The organism is Actinoplanes hulinensis, from assembly GCF_019429605.1.
Taxonomy (GTDB): Bacteria; Actinomycetota; Actinomycetes; order Mycobacteriales; family Micromonosporaceae; genus Actinoplanes; species Actinoplanes campanulatus.
In genome coordinates this window covers 1-17,257 of sequence record NZ_JAHXZI010000038.1, presented here as the reverse complement: position 1 = coordinate 17,257, position 17,257 = coordinate 1, and the positions used below count along the sequence as shown (strand labels likewise).

Annotated in this window: 15 protein-coding genes and 1 pseudogene; 9 read left to right on the top strand and 7 right to left on the bottom strand. The window is 71.5% G+C overall.

The features are described 5' to 3' along the window. Nucleotides 1–92: 92 nt before the first annotated feature. Nucleotides 93–872 carry a crotonase/enoyl-CoA hydratase family protein gene (locus tag KZ829_RS41130; RefSeq protein WP_220149256.1) on the bottom strand — a complete coding sequence of 260 codons (780 nt, stop codon included), beginning with the start codon at nucleotides 870–872 and terminating at the stop codon, nucleotides 93–95. Nucleotides 873–934: 62 nt separating this feature from the next. On the opposite strand from KZ829_RS41130, the gene KZ829_RS41125 reads away from it, so the two are divergent. Beyond that, a complete protein-coding gene (locus KZ829_RS41125) occupies nucleotides 935–2,518 on the top strand; it encodes an acyl-CoA synthetase (protein WP_220149255.1) in 1,584 nt (527 codons plus the stop codon). Beyond that, complete coding sequence (locus tag KZ829_RS41120) at nucleotides 2,508–3,593, top strand: NAD(P)H-dependent flavin oxidoreductase (protein ID WP_220149254.1); 1,086 nt, start codon at nucleotides 2,508–2,510, stop codon at nucleotides 3,591–3,593. The genes KZ829_RS41125 and KZ829_RS41120 overlap by 11 nt, the downstream gene beginning before the upstream one ends. Nucleotides 3,594–4,021: 428 nt before the next feature. Here KZ829_RS41120 and KZ829_RS41115 read toward each other — a convergent pair whose 3' ends face one another. After that, nucleotides 4,022–4,585: a TIGR03086 family metal-binding protein gene (locus KZ829_RS41115; RefSeq protein WP_220149253.1), complete on the bottom strand. Its 564-nt coding sequence runs from the start codon at nucleotides 4,583–4,585 to the stop codon at nucleotides 4,022–4,024. A gap of 1,046 nt (nucleotides 4,586–5,631) precedes the next feature. On the opposite strand from KZ829_RS41115, the gene KZ829_RS41110 reads away from it, so the two are divergent. Further along, nucleotides 5,632–6,120, top strand: coding sequence for a hypothetical protein (locus tag KZ829_RS41110; RefSeq protein WP_220149252.1), 489 nt, complete (start codon nucleotides 5,632–5,634; stop codon nucleotides 6,118–6,120). Here KZ829_RS41110 and KZ829_RS41105 read toward each other — a convergent pair. Beyond that, the gene (locus tag KZ829_RS41105; protein ID WP_220149251.1) at nucleotides 6,083–7,969 is read right to left on the bottom strand and encodes an ABC transporter ATP-binding protein; all 1,887 of its coding nucleotides are present in this window, start codon (nucleotides 7,967–7,969) and stop codon (nucleotides 6,083–6,085) included. The two genes, KZ829_RS41110 and KZ829_RS41105, sit on opposite strands and share 38 nt — an antisense overlap. 83 nt (nucleotides 7,970–8,052) lie before the next feature. Here KZ829_RS41105 and KZ829_RS41100 point away from each other — a divergent pair, with 83 nt between their 5' ends. Next, the gene (locus KZ829_RS41100; RefSeq protein WP_220149250.1) at nucleotides 8,053–8,622 is read left to right on the top strand and encodes a hypothetical protein; all 570 of its coding nucleotides are present in this window, start codon (nucleotides 8,053–8,055) and stop codon (nucleotides 8,620–8,622) included. On the opposite strand, the gene KZ829_RS44750 is transcribed toward KZ829_RS41100, so the two are convergent. Together KZ829_RS44750 and KZ829_RS41090 are read right to left on the bottom strand one after the other, a co-directional pair. After that, nucleotides 8,616–10,133, bottom strand: a complete 1,518-nt coding sequence (locus tag KZ829_RS44750; RefSeq protein WP_308285878.1) for a TROVE domain-containing protein — start codon at nucleotides 10,131–10,133, stop codon at nucleotides 8,616–8,618. The genes KZ829_RS41100 and KZ829_RS44750 overlap by 7 nt on opposite strands. A gap of 269 nt (nucleotides 10,134–10,402) precedes the next feature. Then, nucleotides 10,403–11,383, bottom strand: a complete 981-nt coding sequence (locus KZ829_RS41090; RefSeq protein WP_246637109.1) for an alcohol dehydrogenase catalytic domain-containing protein — start codon at nucleotides 11,381–11,383, stop codon at nucleotides 10,403–10,405. An 81-nt stretch (nucleotides 11,384–11,464) separates the two neighbouring features. Between KZ829_RS41090 and KZ829_RS41085 the strand changes: the two genes are divergently transcribed. The 3 genes from KZ829_RS41085 (at nucleotide 11,465) to KZ829_RS41075 (ending at nucleotide 14,575) form a co-directional block, all read left to right on the top strand. Further along, on the top strand, nucleotides 11,465–12,595 hold the full coding sequence (locus tag KZ829_RS41085; RefSeq protein ID WP_220149249.1) for a hypothetical protein: 1,131 nt from the start codon (nucleotides 11,465–11,467) through the stop codon (nucleotides 12,593–12,595). Nucleotides 12,596–12,599: 4 nt separating this feature from the next. Continuing rightward, a complete protein-coding gene (locus tag KZ829_RS41080; protein ID WP_220149248.1) occupies nucleotides 12,600–13,367 on the top strand; it encodes an SDR family oxidoreductase in 768 nt (255 codons plus the stop codon). Nucleotides 13,368–13,510: 143 nt separating this feature from the next. Then, nucleotides 13,511–14,575: a sulfotransferase family protein gene (locus KZ829_RS41075; RefSeq protein WP_220149280.1), complete on the top strand. Its 1,065-nt coding sequence runs from the start codon at nucleotides 13,511–13,513 to the stop codon at nucleotides 14,573–14,575. A 6-nt stretch (nucleotides 14,576–14,581) separates the two neighbouring features. On the opposite strand, the gene KZ829_RS41070 is transcribed toward KZ829_RS41075, so the two are convergent. Further along, a complete protein-coding gene (locus KZ829_RS41070; RefSeq protein ID WP_220149247.1) occupies nucleotides 14,582–15,445 on the bottom strand; it encodes an AraC family transcriptional regulator in 864 nt (287 codons plus the stop codon). 100 nt (nucleotides 15,446–15,545) lie between these two features. On the opposite strand from KZ829_RS41070, the gene KZ829_RS41065 reads away from it, so the two are divergent. Beyond that, nucleotides 15,546–16,034 carry a hypothetical protein gene (locus tag KZ829_RS41065; RefSeq protein ID WP_220149246.1) on the top strand — a complete coding sequence of 163 codons (489 nt, stop codon included), beginning with the start codon at nucleotides 15,546–15,548 and terminating at the stop codon, nucleotides 16,032–16,034. 114 nt (nucleotides 16,035–16,148) lie between these two features. Then, nucleotides 16,149–16,232: pseudogene (locus tag KZ829_RS45055) on the top strand (DNA-binding response regulator); the annotation flags it as partial. On the opposite strand, the gene KZ829_RS41060 reads toward KZ829_RS45055, so the two are convergent. Next, nucleotides 16,202–16,948, bottom strand: coding sequence for a GbsR/MarR family transcriptional regulator (locus KZ829_RS41060; protein ID WP_220149245.1), 747 nt, complete (start codon nucleotides 16,946–16,948; stop codon nucleotides 16,202–16,204). The pseudogene KZ829_RS45055 and the gene KZ829_RS41060 sit on opposite strands and share 31 nt — an antisense overlap. Between the last annotated feature and the right edge of the window lie 309 nt (nucleotides 16,949–17,257).

Sequence of the window (17,257 nt, the reverse complement as noted above, 5' to 3'; positions counted from 1 at the left end):
CGCCCGGCGGGGCCTCGCGGGCCGGACCCGGCAATCGCTCGCGGTGCGCCACGGGACGGGGCGGGTTGGCGGGAACGGGCACGTCCGTACGATCAAGCGCCTTTGAAGTGGGGTTTTCGTTTTTCGATGAAGGCGCGCGGGCCCTCCTTGGCGTCCTCGGACATGAAGACGCGCGTGCCGATGCGGGATTCGAGGGCGAACGCCTCGTTCTCCGGCAGGCCCTCGGTCTCGCGGATGGTGCGGAGGATGGCCTGTACGGCGAGGGGGCCGTTCGCGGCGATCGTCTCGGCGATTCTCAGGGCATGCGCCAGGGCTTCGCCATCGGGGACGACATGGCCGATCAGGCCGGCGTCGCGGGCCTCGAAAGCGGTCAGGTGCCGGCCGGTGAGCAGCAGGTCGGCGGCGACCGTGTAGGGCAGCTGGCGCGGCAGCCGGACCGCCGAACCGCCGAGCGGGAACAGCCCCCACCGGGCCTCGGAGACACCGAAGCGGGCGCTCTCGCCGGCCACCCGCACGTCGGTGGCCTGCAGGATCTCGGTGCCGCCGGCGACGGCCGGGCCCTCCACGGCGGCGATCAGCGGCTTGGTGAGACGGCGGCCCTTGAGCAGCGCGTCGATGCGGGACAGGTCGGTGCCGTTGGACCGGAACCCGTCGCCGGGGTGCTCGGCGGTCATGGCGCGCAGATCGGCGCCCGCGCAGAACGCGCCACCCGCGCCGGTCAGGATCGCCACCCGGATCGACGGGTCGGTGTCGACCCGGTCCCAGGCGTCGCGCATCACCGCCATCATCGCGGGGGAGAGCGCGTTGCGGACCTCCGGCCGGTTCATGGTGACGATCAGGATCGGTCCGCGCTGTTCGACGAGAGCGTCCACCCGGTTTCCCTCCCAGTGCCAAACTCTTGCTCCGGAACGATAACAGGTTCTACTTTGCGTTGATGGCGGCCAATATTGCGGACCTGTTCGAGCACGCGGTCGACGCCTTCTCCGACCGTGTCGCGGTGGCCTGCGGCGAGCGTGAGATCACCTACGCGGAGCTGGAGGAGAGCGCCAACCGTTTGGCCCATTTCCTGCGAAGTAGAGGAGTGGGCAAGGGCGCCCACGTCGGGCTGTACGCGGGCAACTCGATCGAGGCCGTGGTGGCCATGATCGCCGTGTACAAGCTGCGCGCCGTGGTCGTCAACGTCAACTACCGATATGTGGAGAACGAGTTACAGTACCTGTTCGAGGACGCCTCCCTGACCGCGCTGATCCATGACCGCGGATTCTCGGCGAAGGTCCGGGCCGTGGGCGGCGGCCTGCACACCACGGTCGCCCTGCCGGACGGGACCGATGCCGACATCCCGGGCGTCTCCTATGCGGACGCCGTCGCCGCCGGCAAACCCGACCGTGACTTCGAGCCCCGTGAGGGCGACGACATCTACCTGCTCTACACCGGCGGCACCACCGGCTACCCGAAGGGCGTCATCTGGCGGCACGAGGACGTGTGGCGGGTTCTCGGCGGTGGCATCGACTTCATGTCCGGCATCCCGCTCGAGGACGAGTGGGCCCAGTCCCGGCGCGGCGCCGAGATGCCGCCGATGGTCCGGTTCTGCCTGGCCCCGCTCATCCACGGCAACGCCCAGTGGGCCGCCCTAGCGGCGCTCTTCGGCGGCGACACCGTGGTGTTCCTGCCCCACTTCGACCCGGACGAGGTGTGGCGGGTCATCGAACGCCGCCAGGTCAACGTGGTGGTCCTGATCGGCGACGCGATGGCCCGGCCGATCATCGAGGCGTACCTGGCCGGCACCTACGACGGATCCTCCCTGGTGGCGATCTCGTCCAGTGCCGCCCTGTTCTCGCCATCGGTGAAGCGGCAGTACCTGGAGGCGCTGCCGAACGTCATGGTCACCGACGCGATCGGCTCGTCGGAGACCGGGTTCGCCGGCATCGGCATCGTCGCCGACGTGCAGGGCGGCGCCGTCGACGGACCGCGGGTCATGCCCGGCCCGGACACCATCGTCATCGACGAGTACGGCGCCAAGGCCCCACCCGGCGTCATCGGCCGGCTGGCCCGCGGCGGGCACGTGCCGCTCGGCTACTACAAGGACCCGGAGAAGACCGCCGCGCTGCTCACCGAGGTGGACGGGGTCCGCTACGCGATACCCGGCGACCTGGCCCGGATCGAGGAGGACGGCACCCTCACCCTGCTCGGCCGCGGCAACACGTGCGTCAACTCCGGCGGCGAGAAGGTCTTCCCCGAAGAGGTCGAGGGCGCCCTGAAAGCCCATCCGGACGTGTTCGACGCCCTGGTCATCGGTACGCCCGACGACCTGCTCGGCCAGAAGGTGGTGGCCCTCGTCCAGGCGCGCCCCGGCGCGGACCTCGACCTGGACGAACTCGACACCCACGTGCGCCATCGCATCGCCGGCTACAAGGTGCCGCGCCGGATCTGGGTGGTCGACGGGATCCAACGAACCATCAGCGGCAAGGCCGACTACCGGTGGGCGCACACCTACGCGAGGGAGCACCATGCGGACTGACCTCTGCGACCTGCTCGGCGTCGACCATCCGATCGTCGGGTTCAGCCCGTCCGAGCACGTCGTCGCGGCCATCAGCCGGGCCGGCGGGTTCGGCGTGCTCGGCTGCGTCCGGTTCAACGACGCCGCCGAACTGGACACCGTCCTCACCTGGCTGGACGAGGCCACCGAGGGCCGCCCCTACGGCGTCGACGTGGTGATGCCCGGCAAGGTGCCCACCGAGGGTTTGCCCGCCGACCTCGGAGAACTGATCCCTCCCGGACACCGCGACTTCGTCGAACAGACTCTGCAACGCCTCGGCGTACCCCCGCTCGGTTCCGCCTCGGACCGGCCCGGCGTCCTCGGTTGGCTGCACTCGGTCGCTCGCAGTCACGTCGAGGTGGCCCTCCAGCACCCGGTCCGGTTGATCGCCAACGCGCTCGGCCCGCCGCCGCCGGACGTGATCGCCCAGGCCCACGACCGCGGCCTGCTGGTCGCCGCGCTCGCCGGGCGGGCCGACCACGCCCGCGGCCACGTGGCGGCCGGGGTCGACATCGTGGTCGCCCAAGGCTACGAGGCCGGCGGCCACACCGGGGAGATCGCCAGCATGGTGCTGGTCCCGGAGGTCGTCGACGCGGTCGGCGTACCGGTCCTGGCGGCCGGCGGCATCGGCAGCGGACGCCAGATCGCCGCCGCCCTCGCCCTCGGCGCACGCGGCGTGTGGATGGGCTCGGTCTGGCTCGGCTCCAGCGAATACCACAGCGGCCCGGCGCTGCGCGATGCCCTCCTCCAGGCCGGCTCCAGCGACACCGTGCGTAGCCGCATCTACTCCGGCAAACCGGCCCGCCTGCTGCGCAACCGCTGGACCGAGGCATGGTCCGAATCGGACGCGCCCGCTCCACTCCCGATGCCGTTGCAGAACCTGCTCGTCTCCGGCGCCCACGACCGCCTGATGGCCTCCGGCGACCCGACCGTCGTCCCGATGCCGGTCGGCCAGATCGTCGGCCGGATGAACGAGGTCCGCCCGGTATCCGCCATCCTCACCGACCTGGTCACCGAAGCCGACGAGACCCTCTCTCAAATTCACAAACTTCTCTGATCGTACGAGGTGGACCGCCCCCGCCGAATCGGGACAGCCCCGCGGCTCCCCGCGAGCCAGGCGTTCCCTCACGGCCGTGCCGCGCCCGCCGGGCGTGAGCCCGCCCGGGCGGTGGCGCCGTACGGTCCGACCCGGGCGGCCGGCGCCGCACGGGTCACCGGGTCCGGCTGGTCGTCAGGGCTGTCTCGACCCGGTTGAGACAGCCCTGACCCTGCTGGTCGATTGCCCCACTGCCATCCGCCGCCCGCGCTGTCCGGTCCGGCGGGCGCTCACGTCGCGCCGTCCGTGTGCCCGGCCTGCCGCTATGACGCGGGCGGGCGACCACGGGAACCGTTACGTGTGCGCTGGCCGGCGCGAACGAGCCGGGGGAACGGACAGAGGACCGATCGACCAGCAGGGTCAGCCCTGGTAGCCAGCCGGGTTCGGGGTCAGCCCGGGTTGCGGCCGATGAAGCCGACCAGGCGGGTCACCGGGTCGGCGTCTGCGGGGACGGGGACCTTGGGGCCGTACTGGCCGGAGGCCCGGAGCATCTCGTCCATCGGTTCCATGCCGGACAGCAGGAGGGTGGCGTAGGCCGGGTCCAGGGACTCGTCCTGGCCGGTGGCGCGGGCCAGGTCCCAGGTGTGCATGAAGACGTCGGCCGTGTAGAAGCGGTCGATCGCCTGATCCAGGGGGAGCTCGCCGAGGTGCGGGTTGGTCAGGGTGCGGTCGGCGGTCTTCGGGTCGTCCAGTACGGCCTGGACCGCGGTGTGGTGCGCCTGCCAGGCGGCGACCGGGTCGGCATCCACCGACGGGACCGGTGGCAGGGTGACCTCCGAGCCGGACGCCAGGAAGCCGGGGAGCCACTCGACCAGGTGGCGGACCACGTCCCGGGCGGTCCAGCCGGCGACCGGGGCCGGGGCGTCCCAGTCCTGCGCGCCGGTCACGCGGGCGGTGAAGCCGGCGGCGATCTCGCGGTGCCGTTCGGCGGGCGACAGTTCGGCGAGTGTCATCCTGTGCGTCCTCTCTCGATCTGGCTGCGTGGGTTCGGGATCGGCTCGTGTGTCTGCGATCCGGCTGCGTGGTGATTCGATCGGGTTCGTGGGTTCGCGCTCTGGGAGCGTCGTTCGATCCGGCTCGTGGGTTCGCGCTCGAGCTGTGTTTTCAACCTAGCAGTTGAAACGTCCTCGTGGGGGTGAGGCCGGGCCGGCAGATCCGCCCGGCGGCCGCGGCTCCGCCCGGGTGAGTGGACGCACACGATGGCGGTGTCGTGATCGCCCACGTGGCCGATGGCCGTGGGGACCGCACACACGGCGACTTCCGTGTGCGGCCACCACGACCGGTGCTTCGTGTGCGGGGACCGCGGCGGGTGCTTCGTGTGCGGGGACCGCGGCGAGCGCTTCGGGCGCGGCGACCGCGACCGGCGCTTCGGCTGGGAGCGGGCACCGGATCGCGTGGCCTCCGCCGGTGGGGTGAGTTTTCGGCCGCGGTGGGCGGAAACGCCGCTGACGCCGGCGGCCCGGCGGATGATGAGAAGCGGTAACCGTCGTCGCTCGTTGGAGCTGACATGCAGACCATTCGGAGATCGTTCGCCCTGTTCGCGGCCGTTGTGTGCGTGACCACTCTGTCGGGTGCGCCGGCATCGGCCCGGCCCGCCGGGTTCGGGGAAGGCGCTCCGGTCGAAGCCCCACCGGTCCTGGTCGCCGTGCAGCGGCCGGCGGACGACGGGCCCGCCGACATTCCCGACTGGATGACCCGTGAAGCGCGATGGCGGCAGGCCGCCCGGATCCGCGCCCACTCCAGCCCTGCCGGCCAGGGCAGCGCGACCGGCCCTGTGGCCGGCGGTGCTGCCGGCCACGGGTCTGTGCCCGCCCCCGACGGCGGTCGCGGTTCTGTGCCTGCTCCCGGCGGTGGTCACGGGTCTGTGCCCGATCCCGACGGTAGCCGCGGTTCTGTGCCTGCTCCCGGCGGTGGTCACGGGTCTGTGCCCGGTCCTGGCGGTGGTCACGGGTCTGCGCCCCGTCCCGGAGGCGTGGCGGGCCCGATTCCGGACGGGGCCATGCTCGGGCCCGACGACCTCGGCGGTGTCGCCCCGCTCGAGGTGGACCGTGACAGCTGGGTCCGGCTGCGCCCACCCCAGCCGTGCGAGGGCGACTACCCCGAGGCCAAAGCCGAGCGCGCCGTCACCGCGGTGATCGACGCCAACCGGGCGCCGAACGCCGTGATGGAGTACGTCGGCGTCTACCGCCCCGGTGCGGCCCGCCGCTACCTGCGCGAACTCCGTGACGTCCTGAAGGTCTGCGAGGACACCGCCTGGCGGATCGAGGCCACCGGTGTCGCCGGCCCGGACTCGCTGCTGCTGCGGTACAGCGACACCTTCGAGCACGTCGACCAGTGGATCACCCACCACACCTACCTCGTGGTCGCCCGCAAAGGCCGGGCCGTGGTGCTGGTCGCCGACGCCGGCTGGGAGACCGACAGCGGCGACCCGGCACTGGCCCGCAAGCTGATCACCCCCGCGCTACGGCGGGCGGCTGCCCTTCGCTGAACTGCGTCCGGTAGAGCTGCTCGTATCGCCCACCGGCGGCGAGCAGCTCCGGATGGGTGCCCCGCTCGACGACCCGGCCGTCCTCGACGACCAGGATCTGGTCGGCCGCCCGGACCGTGGACAGCCGGTGGGCGATCACCACCGCCGTGCGCCCGGACAGCGCCTCGCCGAGCGCCGCCTGCACCGCCGCCTCGGATGTCGAGTCCAGATGGGCGGTCGCCTCGTCGAGCACCACCACCCGGGGCCGGGCCAGCAGCAGCCGGGCGATGGTCAGCCGCTGCCGCTCCCCGCCGGAGAGCCGGTAGCCGCGCTCGCCGATGACCGTGTCCAGCCCGTCCGGCAGCGACGCGATCAGGTCGGCGATGTGGGCGCGCCGCAACACGTCCCACAGGTCCTCCTCGGTGGCCGACGGCCGGGCCAGCATCAGGTTGGCCCGCACCGACTCGTGGAACAGGTGACCGTCCTGCGTGACCATGCCGAGCGTCTGCCGCAGGGAGGTAGCGCTCAGGTCACGGACGTCGACCCCGCCGAGCCGGACCGCACCGGAACCGGCGTCGTGCAGCCGCGGCAGCAGGCTCGCCATCGTCGACTTGCCGGCCCCGGACGACCCGACCAGCGCCACCATCTGCCCCGGCTCGGCCCGGAACGAGATGCCGTGCAGCACCTCCTCGCCGCCGCGGGTGTCCAGCGTCGCCACCTCCTCCAGCGAGGCCAGCGACACCTTGTCGGCCGACGGGTACGCGAACCGCACGTCGTCGAACTCCACCGTCACCGGCCCGTCCGGCACCGGGCGGGCGTCCGGCTTCTCCTCGATCAGCGGTTTCAGGTCGAGCACCTCGAAGACCCGCTCGAAGCTGACCAGCGCGCTCATCACCTCGACCCGGGCGCTGGCCAGTGAGGTGAGAGGTGCATACATCCTCGTGAGCAGGATGGCCAGCGCCACCACCGCGCCCGGGTCGAGGGAGCCGCGCAGCGCATAGAAGCCGCCCAGCCCGTAGACCAGCGCGATCGCCACCGCCGACACGGAGGTGAGCGCGGTAAGGAACATCCACTGGGCCATCGCCGTGCGCACGCCGATGTCCCGCACCCGGCGGGCCCGCGCCGCGAACTCGGCCGACTCGGCCGACGGGTTGCCGTAGAGCTTGACCAGCGTCGCCCCGGGGGCCGAGAAGCGCTCGGTCATCTGCGTGTTCATCGCCGCGTTGTGCTCGGCGGCTTCCCGCTCCAGGCCGGCCAGCCGCCCGCCGACCCGCCGGGCCGGCAGCACGAACACCGGCAGCAGCACCAACGACAGCAGGGTGATCTGCCAGGACAGCCCGACCATGACGACCAGTGTGAGGGCCAGCCCCACCAGGTTGCCGACCACACCGGACAGCGTCTCGCTGAACGCGTGCTGCGCCCCGATCACGTCGTTGTTGAGCCGGCTGACCAGCGCCCCCGTCCGGGTGCGGGTGAAGAACGCCACCGGCATCCGCTGCACGTGGTCGAAGACCAGGGTCCGCAGATCCAGGATCAGCCCCTCGCCGATCCGCGCCGAGAACCACCGCTGCACCAGACCGAGGCCTGCCTCCAGCAGCGCGATCACCGCGATCGCCACGGCCAGGGCGAGGACCAGGCGGTACTCCCGGCCCTCCACGATGGCGTCGACCACCTGCCCGGCGAGCACCGGGACGGCCACTGCGAGGACCGCCGTCACCACGCTGATCAGCAGGAATCCGGCGAGTTTACGCCGGTGTGGCCGGGCCAGGGCCAGGATGCGCCGTAACGTGGCGCGGGAGAACGGGCGCTTGTCCTCCCGCTGGTTCATCTGGTGATACATCGCATTCCAGGCCGCGAAATCCATGCTCATGACGCGAACCTCCCACCTGATCCAAGGTTGAGGTCAACCCGGTTTCCGTCGATGATGCGCCGGGGGTACGACAGAATCTCGGAGTGATCTTCATGCGGCAGGCCGACCCGGTGGCGCGGCGGCAGAGCGAACTGCGGCTTCGGGTCGGTGAGCATCTGGACGTGGGCGAGACGCTCCGCGCCGCGTTGTGGGTCGCGCGGGAGTCCGGTCTGTCGACGATCGCCAGGATCACTCGGTGGGAGGGCGCGCCGGAAGGGCTGCTCGGCTTCGGCGGTGCCGGCCCGACGGCGAGCCCACCCCGCGCACTGGAGGGAACCGCCGCCGAACTGGACCGGCACCTGCCGGAACCCGCCGCCGCGGCGGCACTCGCACTGACCGGGGCCCGCCTGCTGCTGTTCGCCCCGGTCGAGGAGCCGCCTGCCGCCCGGCCGCCGGGGCTCCACGACCGTCTGCGCCGGATGCTGGGCCGGGCCGAGCCCACGCCGCTGCCCCGGCTGGAGCTGCTGTGGCAGTGCCCGCGGACCGTCCTGGCGGCGGTCGGTGTCAGCGACCCGGAGGGCACGCTCGCCCTGGGTTTCGCGGACGGGTCGAGCTTCTCCGTGGTCGCGCCCGCGATGCTGGCGGTGCCGTTCGCGGAGGCGGCGCGTCAGTAGTTCCAGGGCCAGCCGCCGCGGACACCGGCCTCCACGAGCGGCACCATGCGGAACGCCGCGTCGGTGAGCCCGCCGAAGACGTGCCGGTTCGGCCCGGTCTTCCCGTGACCGGCCCGGTAGCCGACCAGGTTCCAGGTGTAGAGCGGCACGTCGTGCGGCACCGCCGAGCCGGGATCCGTCTGGTACGGATGCGCCTGTTCATCGGTGACGATCAGCACTCGGTCGTGGCCGCTGTACCAGCGCCGTACCGCGTCCAGGGTGTTGGTGCCGCCGAGGTTGTGGAACCGGTCGACGACCCGCAGCAGTGACTCGCCCTTGCGTACCGTGACCGGCTTGGAGTCGCTGCCGAACTCGACCAGGTCGACCCGGCCGGGGTTGCGCATCGCCACCGCCGCCCCGAAGACCGCCGCCGCGTCCGCGCTGGTCAGCCGCGACCGCGCCGACATCTGGCCGAACATCGACCCGGACCGGTCCACCAGCGCCAGCGTACGGCCGGGTAGCGCCGGCACGTTGACCAGCGACGCGGTCAGCGCCCGGTCCAGCGCGTGGCCCCATCGCAGCGACGGCGCCGCCCGGTACGCCGCGAGGAACCGGAACGGGAACTGCCGGCTCCGTGCCACCTGTCCCGCGTCCGCCAGCCGTGCCGCCACCGTCGCGGCCACCGTGTCGTCCACCCCGGCCTCGTCGAAGCCCCGTAGGTTACGCAGCAGAGCCATGTAACCCATGGTCGGGATGAGGGCGGTCCACAGTTCGGCCTTGCCCACCCGGGAGCCGGCCAGGGACAGAGCGTCCTCCCAGGTCATCCCGGCGTCCCGCAGGGCCGCGGTGTCGAGCAGCACGGACGGGTCGGCAACGGCCCGGGCGCGCAGCGCCGCGTTCCGGTGGACCATCTCCAGGCTCGGCGCCGGGGTGAACGGCCGGCCGTGACGGCGCTCGAGGGCGTGCCGGTACAGGTCGCCCTGCTCGGGGGTGGACGCGGACGGGTGCACCAGGTCGATGACGTCGGCGAACCGGAAGCCCTTGCTCGCGGTGTCGTACTTGAGCAGGGAGAACTCGGTGTAGAGGCGCTCGGCGGCGTCGGCGATCCCACGCTTGACCGGCTTGGGCACGGCCCGGCCGTACCGCGAGGTCCAGTACGCGAGCAGCTCACCCGGCTCGTCGGCCCGCTGGAGTACCGCGTCGATCATCCGGCGGCCTCCGGGCAGACCGGCGTCGAGCAGGGCGCGGGATGCCTCGGCCGCGCCGGCGAGGGAGGCGGACCGCATGTTGGCGGCGCCGCGCAGCCAGCCGAGGAACGCGAGGGTCCACGCCGGATCCTGGACGGCGAGCGTACGGATCAGCGCGGCGAACCGGAGGTCCCGATCACCGGCGGCCTCGTAGAACGTGTTCTCCCCGGACATGTTGGCCACCGCCAGAAGGAACAGCTCGCTCTTCGGGCTCCGCGCGACGCCCTGGGCGCCCTCGTGGCCGAGCACCGGGCGGCGGGCCTTGACGATGTTGAACCTGGCCACGAAAAGAACTCCCCTCGAAATACAGGTCCGGAAACGGGCGCCCGAGATCAGAATCGGCGGCGGAAACGTTAGTGCTCTACCGCTGAGCTATCCCCCGGGGAAAGTCGGGGGAGCGGGAATCGAACCCGCGACCTCTCGGTTAGGATTCGAAGTACCCGACACCTTCGCACCGGGCGCCCGCATCCGGACCTGCCGAACCTCCCTGGTAAACGGCACCGGGAGGCGCGTGCGAAGAAATTAGCAAAGATCCCAGGCGACGTTCATCCGAATTATTCGAGGATGATGACGGCGCGGCCGGTGAGGGCGCCGGTGGCCAGTTTCGTGTAAGCCTCGTCGATCTCGGTGAATGCGAATTCCTCCACCTGATTGCGGATGAGGCCGGCTCTGGCGAGGGCGATCACCTCCTGCGCGTCGGCGATCGTCGAGCCCTGGAAGGTGAACACCTCGCCGTCGCGGGGCAGCGACGAGAACCACGGGCCGGTGAGCCGGCCGCCCGCCGAGCCGATCAGGCCGAAGGCGCCGCCGGTCCGCACCGCGGCGATCCCGGCGGTGATCGTCTCGTCGGTGCCGACGAAGTCCAGCACGACGTCTATATCAGATAAATCGGATAAGTCGGTGCAGGAGGAATGGGCGCCAATGGACGCGGCATAGGAACGGCGCGCCGGAGAGGGGTCCACCGCCACCACCGAAGCCGCCGTGAGCACCCGCAGGAACTGCACCGCGAAAGCCCCCAGCCCACCCGCGCCCACCACCACCGCCGTACCGCCCGGCCCGATCCGGGTCAGCGCCCGCCGCACCGCGTGATAGGCCGTGGCCCCGGCGTCGGTGAGCGGCCCGGCGTGCCGCGGATCCAGCGGCCCCAACGGCAGCAGCGCCCGCTGATCGTCGACCAGCACGTACTCGGCCAGCCCGCCGTCCCGGCCGTAGCCGCGCCCGGCCAGCCCGTACGGGCACCCGCTCTCCTGCCCGCGCACGCAGTACCGGCACGCGCCGCACGACGACGGCGACGCGAGCGCCACCGGCTCCCCGGTGTCCACCCGCCACCCGGCCGTCTCGTGCCCGAGCGTGAACGGCATCCGCCAGCCGAGCGCCGCGCCCGCGGCCGCCGGGATCCGCCGCATGGTGAGGTCGGAGCGGCACAGCCCGCAACCGGCGACCCGGACCAGCACCTCGCCGGGCCGGGGTGAGGGGTCCGGCACGGTGACGGCCCTCGGAGGGGCGCCCCACTCGGTCATCCGGTACGCGCGCATGCCGTCCAGACTGGAGTCTCCGTGAGTGCGGAGTCAATCCGTGATTGACCAAAAACTAGAACGAGTTCTATCGTCGATGCTGTGCTAACCACACCGTTCGCGGAAGCGATCCAGGAGGCCGAGAGGGTCATCACCACGGCCCCGCACGTCCGTGACGAGCAGGATCTCGTCGAGGGCTACGACTACCTGGCCGGCAGCATCCGCGCCTCGGTGCAGATGGCCTGGGCCTACCAGCGCGACTTCCCCTATTTCGTCCGCTCCACCGGGCCGTACACGAAGATGGGCCTGGACAACCCGGACACCCTCTACTTCCACGCCTGGCTGCGCGACGACGCCGAGTACGTGGTCACCGGGCAGCGCGGCAGCACCGTCGACCTGAGCTTCCAGATCCTCGACGGCGCCTACTCACCGATCGTCGTGCCGGGCAGCACCGCGGCCTTCGACGACCGGGAGATCCGCACCGAACCGGACGGTTCCTTCCGGCTGTTCTTCGGCCCCGGCCTGCCCGGAGCCGGGATGCTGGTGGTCCGCGAGGTCTTCAGCGACTGGGCCACCGAGCGGCCCGGGATGCTGCGCATCCAGCGTGCCGACCGGATCGGCGCGGCCCCACCACCGCCCACGCTGGATGCGCTCACCAAGCGGTACGGCGTGGCCGGCAAGATCCTGATCAGCCGCCTGCGTACCTTCCTCGCGTTCGCCGAGCGGTTCTACCTGAACCTGCCGGTCAACACGCTCACCCCGCCCCGCTCCACACCCGGCGGCCTGACCACCCAGTTCTCCTCGGCCGGCCACTACGAGCTGGACGACGACCAGGCCATGGTGATCACCGTCCCGGCCAGCGACGCCCCCTACCAGGGCATTCAGCTCGGCAGCATGTGGTACGTCTCGCTCGACTACATCAACCACCAGACCAGCCTCACCCGCGACCAGGCCAGAATCGACCCCGACGGCATGATCCGGTACGTGGTGAGCGAACGGAACCCGGGCGTCGCCAACTGGCTGGAACGTCTCGGGCACCGCCGTGGCTACGTGCAACTGCGCTGGCAGCGGCTGTCCCGCGAGCTCACCGCCGAGGACGGGCCCCGGGTCGACATCATGGCCGTCGACGACCTGCCCAAACAGCTGCCGCACTACCGGCCGGTCGGCCCCGAGGCGTGGCGGGAACGGATCGCCGCCCGGCAGGCCGCCACCGCGGCCCGGATGCTGGGCTGAGCCGATGCTCCTCGACGGCCGGGTGGTGCTGGTCGCCGGCGTCGGCCCCGGCCTCGGCCAGGCGGTCGCCCTCCGGGCCGCTCAGCAGGGCGCCGACGTCGTGCTCGCGGCCCGCACCGAGACGACGCTGAACGAGGTGGCCGCCAAGATCGGCGGCCGCGCCCTGGCCGTGCCCACCGACCTCACCGACGACGCGGCTGTCCAGAATCTGGTCGACCGGGCGATCGCGGAATTCGGCCGGATCGACGCCCTGGTGCACAACGCCTTCGTGATGCCGCCGATGCGCAGCCTCCGCAAAGTCGATCTGGACGAGACCGGGCAGAGCTTCGAGATCAACGTTCTGGCCGCGATCCGGACGATCCGCCTGGTCGCGCCCGCGCTGATCGAGACGCGCGGCTCCATCGTGGTCGTCAATTCGGCGGTGCTACGCCATTCGCGGCGCCCGTTCGGGCCCTACCGGCTCACCAAGGCGGCCCTGCTCGCGGCGGCGCAGAACCTGGCCAGCGAACTCGGCCCCCACGGCGTACGGGTCAACTCGGTCGCCCCCGGCTGGATCTGGGCGGACACGCTGCGCGCCTGGTTCGAGTTCCAGGCCGCCCAGCGCGGCGTCCCGGCCCGGCAGATCTACGACGAGGTCGCGGCCGGCACCGACCTGCGCCGCCTGCCGGAACCCGACGAGGTCGCCGACGCGATCCTGTTCCTCACCTCGGATCTGGCCCGCGGCATCACCGGAGCGTGCCTCGACGTCAACTGCGGGGAGTTCCACTGGTGAACATTTTTCAACCTGGCATCGGTCCGGACTCGTCGATCGGCGCCGGGCGGTCGGGACCTCGCCACGTTGAAAAACGTTCATCGACCACCAGCGAACGCACCGACGTGGGAACGGTCGACGACCTGCACGCCTCGGCGACCAGAATGACCGGGCTCGACGACTTCGGCGCCGGCGACGATCATCGGTCCGCGCTGTCGGTGCTGCTCACCGCGTACGCCGAAGAAGCATGCCTGACCCCCGCCGGCAGCAAGCGGACCCGCGGCCTGTTGCGCGCCTCGCTGATCTCCCGCCTGCTGGCGGAAGCCGCGTGGCGGCGATTTCCGGAACACGCCGGCGTGACGCTGCCGAACCCGGTCTTCGTCACCGGACTGCCGCGCACCGGCACCACCGCGCTGCACCGGATGCTCGCCGCCGACCCCGCCCACCAGGGCCCGGAGCTGTGGCTCACCGAGGTCCCGCAGCCGCGCCCGCCCCGCGAGACCTGGCCGGACGACCCGATTTTCGTCACCCTGCGTGAGGCCTACCGGAGCGCCGGGCTGGACGGCGTGCACCACATGGGCCCCGAGCAGGTGGAGGAGTGCTGGCGGCTGCTCTGCCAGTCGATGACGTCGGTGTCGTTCGAGTGCACCGCTCACATTCCGTCCTACTCGCGGTGGCTGTCCGAAATCGACTGGACGCCCGCCTATCGCCGGCACCGCCGCAACCTCCAGCTGATCGGCCTCAACGACCCCGGCCGGCGCTGGGTGCTGAAGAACCCCAGCCACCTGTTCGCACTGGACGCCCTGCTCAGCGTCTATCCGGACGCCACGATCATCCAGACCCACCGGGATCCGCGAACCGCGATCGCCTCGGTGTGCAGCCTCAACACCCGCGCCTCGGCCGGCTGGTCCACGGTCTTCGAAGGCGCGGTGGCCGGAAAAGCACAGCTGGAACTCTGGTCGCGCGGACTGCGCCGATTCCGCGCCGACCGGGCCCGGCACGATCCTGGGCGCTTCATCGACGTGCGCTACGAGGACTTCGTCGCGTCCCCGCAGCGCACCGTCGAGTCGATCTACGATCGCCTGGGGGTCCGGCTCACCGGCCCGGCGCGCGCCGCGATGGCCTCCTTCCAGGAGCAGACCATGCGGGGTACGGGTAAGCCCGCGCACACCTACCAGTTGTCCGACTTCGGCCTGACCCCCGGCGACGTCGACCGTGCGTTCGCCTAGTCTCTTCTAGGCGGGCTCCACCGGCATCCACAGTTCGCAGGTGGCGGAGCTGAAATCGGCCGCCCGCTCCAGAATGGCCACGATCGACGGGCCCGGCCGCAGCCGCCACGGGTTCGACGGGAACCACTCGGTGGCGGTCGCCGCCCACGCCGTCTGCAACGCCGCCGGGTACGGCCCCGCTGTGTGGAACACCGCCCAGCGGCCGGCCGGCACCTCGATGGCGTCCAGGTCGTCCGGTGGCGTGGTGCCGGCAGCGATCGCGGCCCCGTGCAGGTAGGTCAGCTCGGTGCCCTCCGCGGCGTCCGGGCTGACGTCGTCGGTGACCTGCAACAGCCCGGCCGGCTCGGTGTCGCTGAGGTCCTTGAGCCGCTGGTGAGCCTCCGGTGGCAGCCCGGCGATGTGCTGCTGGATGTGCGGGTTGACGCCGGAGTGGATGAGTGGGACGCGGGCGGCGTGGCCGACCAGACGGAACGCGGGGCGGTCGACGATACGGGTGTCCATGGGGGTGCTCCCTTCGACGGTCAGGCGGAACCTGAGCTGCGGTTGTGTGCGGAGAGGACCACCGTCACGGCGTACGTCACCGGGGCCGGCGCCGTGCACCGCCCGGAACGCCCGGCCGAACGCCTCGGTCGAGCCGTAGCCGTACCGGACCGCGATGCCCAGCAGATCCTCCTCGCCACGGATCACGTCGGCGGCCGCCACGGTCATCCGGCGCCGGCGAACGTACTCCGACAGCGGCATCCCGGCCAGCGACGAGAACATCCGGCGCAGGTGGTACTCGGTGGTGCCGAGTGTTTTCGCCACGACGGCGACGTCCAGGTCACCGGGTTCCTCCACCAGTTCGGTGAGACGGTTCAGCGCTGCGATCACGAGGTCCTCCTTCCGCTCTCAAGACTGGCCGCTCCCGGACCCCCGCGCCCGATCGTTCGAGCCCGATCCGATCATCCGCCGGGAGGGCTAGGGTCGGACCGTGGATCGAAAGTCGCCGCTGCTTCTGCTCGACCTCGACGGGGTGCTGAACCCGTTCGCCGCGCCGGTCTGCCCGGACGGCCACCTGGAGCGGGTGCTCTTCGAGGGCGAGGAGCCGGTGCGCTACTGCCCGGAGCACGGCGACTGGATCCGCGAGCTGGCCGCCGCCGGGGAGCTGTGGTGGGCGACCGCCTGGGGCACCTACGCCAACGAGCTCTACCTGCCCTGCCTCGGTCTCGGCCCGCTGCCGTTCGTCGAGTTCCCGCCGGTCCCGTTCGACCCGGAGCTCAAGGTCCCGGCCGTCGACCTCGTCGCCGGAGACCGGCCCGTCGCCTGGATCGACGACAACCACACGGCGGCCGGCCTGCGCTGGGCCGCCGCCCGCCCGGCACCCACCCTGCTCGTCTCCATCGACCCGGCCATCGGCTGGACCCGCACCGACGTCGACCGGGTCCTCACCTGGGCTCACGACCCGTACGGCGACGCGTGATCCACAGGTCCGGGATCCGGTCGCCCGGGGTGGGTTCGCGGCGCTCCTGGAGCCAGAACAGGTAGCCGCGGACGCACGGGAGCGAACCGTCCAACCGGCCGGGACCAGCGCAGGCGGATCCTGACCAAGCTCCAGTCGCGGGATCGGGTGCATGCGGTGGTCGCGGCCTATGAGACCGGGCTGGTGACGCCCGGTGGCGGTTCGTCGGGCCGGGTGTAGAGGACCTCACGGGCCTGTTCGGCGGCGCGCAGCATGCTTTCGCTGATGAACTCGCTGTACCGGGCGATGTTCTCCAGGCGGACGGCGGCCGGGGTGCCCACGCCGAGGACGCTGACGCCCTGCCGGGCCGTCTCCGCGACCCGGGCCACGCCCCGTGCGCTGGCGATGGTCGACTGGTACCACACCCCGCCGTCGACGAAGTAGCGCTCGCGGCGGTGGTCGTCGCGGGTGCGGCGGATCAGGCCCTGCTCCTCCAGGAACGCGACGGCCTTGGAGACCGAGGCCGGGCTGATCTGGAGCTGCTGGACCAGCTCGGACGCGGTGAGGCTGCCGGCGTCGGTGACGAACAGGCCGGTCAGCACGCGGGCCACCATCTTCGGCAGGCCCTGGTGCATGAACAGGGTGGTCATGGTCTCGCCGAACTCCCGGACCGCCTCGGCGTCGCGCCCGTGCGGGGCCGTGGGTGTGCCCGGTGTGCGTGGCGGCGCCGGGTTGCGGCGGTGGGCGCGGCGTTCGGTGGCCCGGTGTGCCAGGTCGGCGCGGTAGCCGGTGGGGCCGCCGTTGCGCATCACCTCACGGGTGATGGTCGAGGTGGGCCGGTCGAGCCTCCGGGCGATCTCGGCATACGCGAGGCTGTCGGCCAGCCCGAGCGCGATCTGTTGACGTTCCTGCTGGGTGAGTCTGCCGCCCGGCACCGTGATCTCCCTCCAAAGCCTTCCTGACGCCCGCCAGCGTAGCGTTCAACTCACTCTATTGCAACGCCTTCATTGCATTAGCTCAACCGCCGTTGCAACGAAATGACCGCACTGAGCTGCCTGTTATCTTGCCCAGTGCAACAAGCCTGTTGCCGAATTCGCGAACGCAACGTAGCGTTTCTCGCATCGGAAACAACGACTCCACAGGGAGAGCATCATGAACAAGTTCGACACCACCGCCGCCGTCACCGCCGTCCTGAACATCCCCGCCGGCCGCATCCAGGTCATCGCCGCCGACCGCACGGACGC

What these genes read in the sequence shown, in the direction of transcription:
- KZ829_RS41120 (WP_220149254.1), top strand. Translation starts at nt 2,508, where the DNA reads ATGCGGACTGACCTCTGCGACCTGCTCGGCGTCGACCATCCGATCGTC.
- KZ829_RS41090 (WP_246637109.1), bottom strand. Translation starts at nt 11,383, where the DNA reads ATGCGCGCGTACCGGATGACCGAGTGGGGCGCCCCTCCGAGGGCCGTC.
- KZ829_RS41075 (WP_220149280.1), top strand. Translation starts at nt 13,511, where the DNA reads ATGACCGGGCTCGACGACTTCGGCGCCGGCGACGATCATCGGTCCGCG.
- KZ829_RS41080 (WP_220149248.1), top strand. Translation starts at nt 12,600, where the DNA reads ATGCTCCTCGACGGCCGGGTGGTGCTGGTCGCCGGCGTCGGCCCCGGC.
- KZ829_RS41105 (WP_220149251.1), bottom strand. Translation starts at nt 7,969, where the DNA reads ATGAGCATGGATTTCGCGGCCTGGAATGCGATGTATCACCAGATGAAC.
- KZ829_RS41110 (WP_220149252.1), top strand. Translation starts at nt 5,632, where the DNA reads ATGCTCGGGCCCGACGACCTCGGCGGTGTCGCCCCGCTCGAGGTGGAC.
- KZ829_RS41115 (WP_220149253.1), bottom strand. Translation starts at nt 4,585, where the DNA reads ATGACACTCGCCGAACTGTCGCCCGCCGAACGGCACCGCGAGATCGCC.
- KZ829_RS41125 (WP_220149255.1), top strand. Translation starts at nt 935, where the DNA reads ATGGCGGCCAATATTGCGGACCTGTTCGAGCACGCGGTCGACGCCTTC.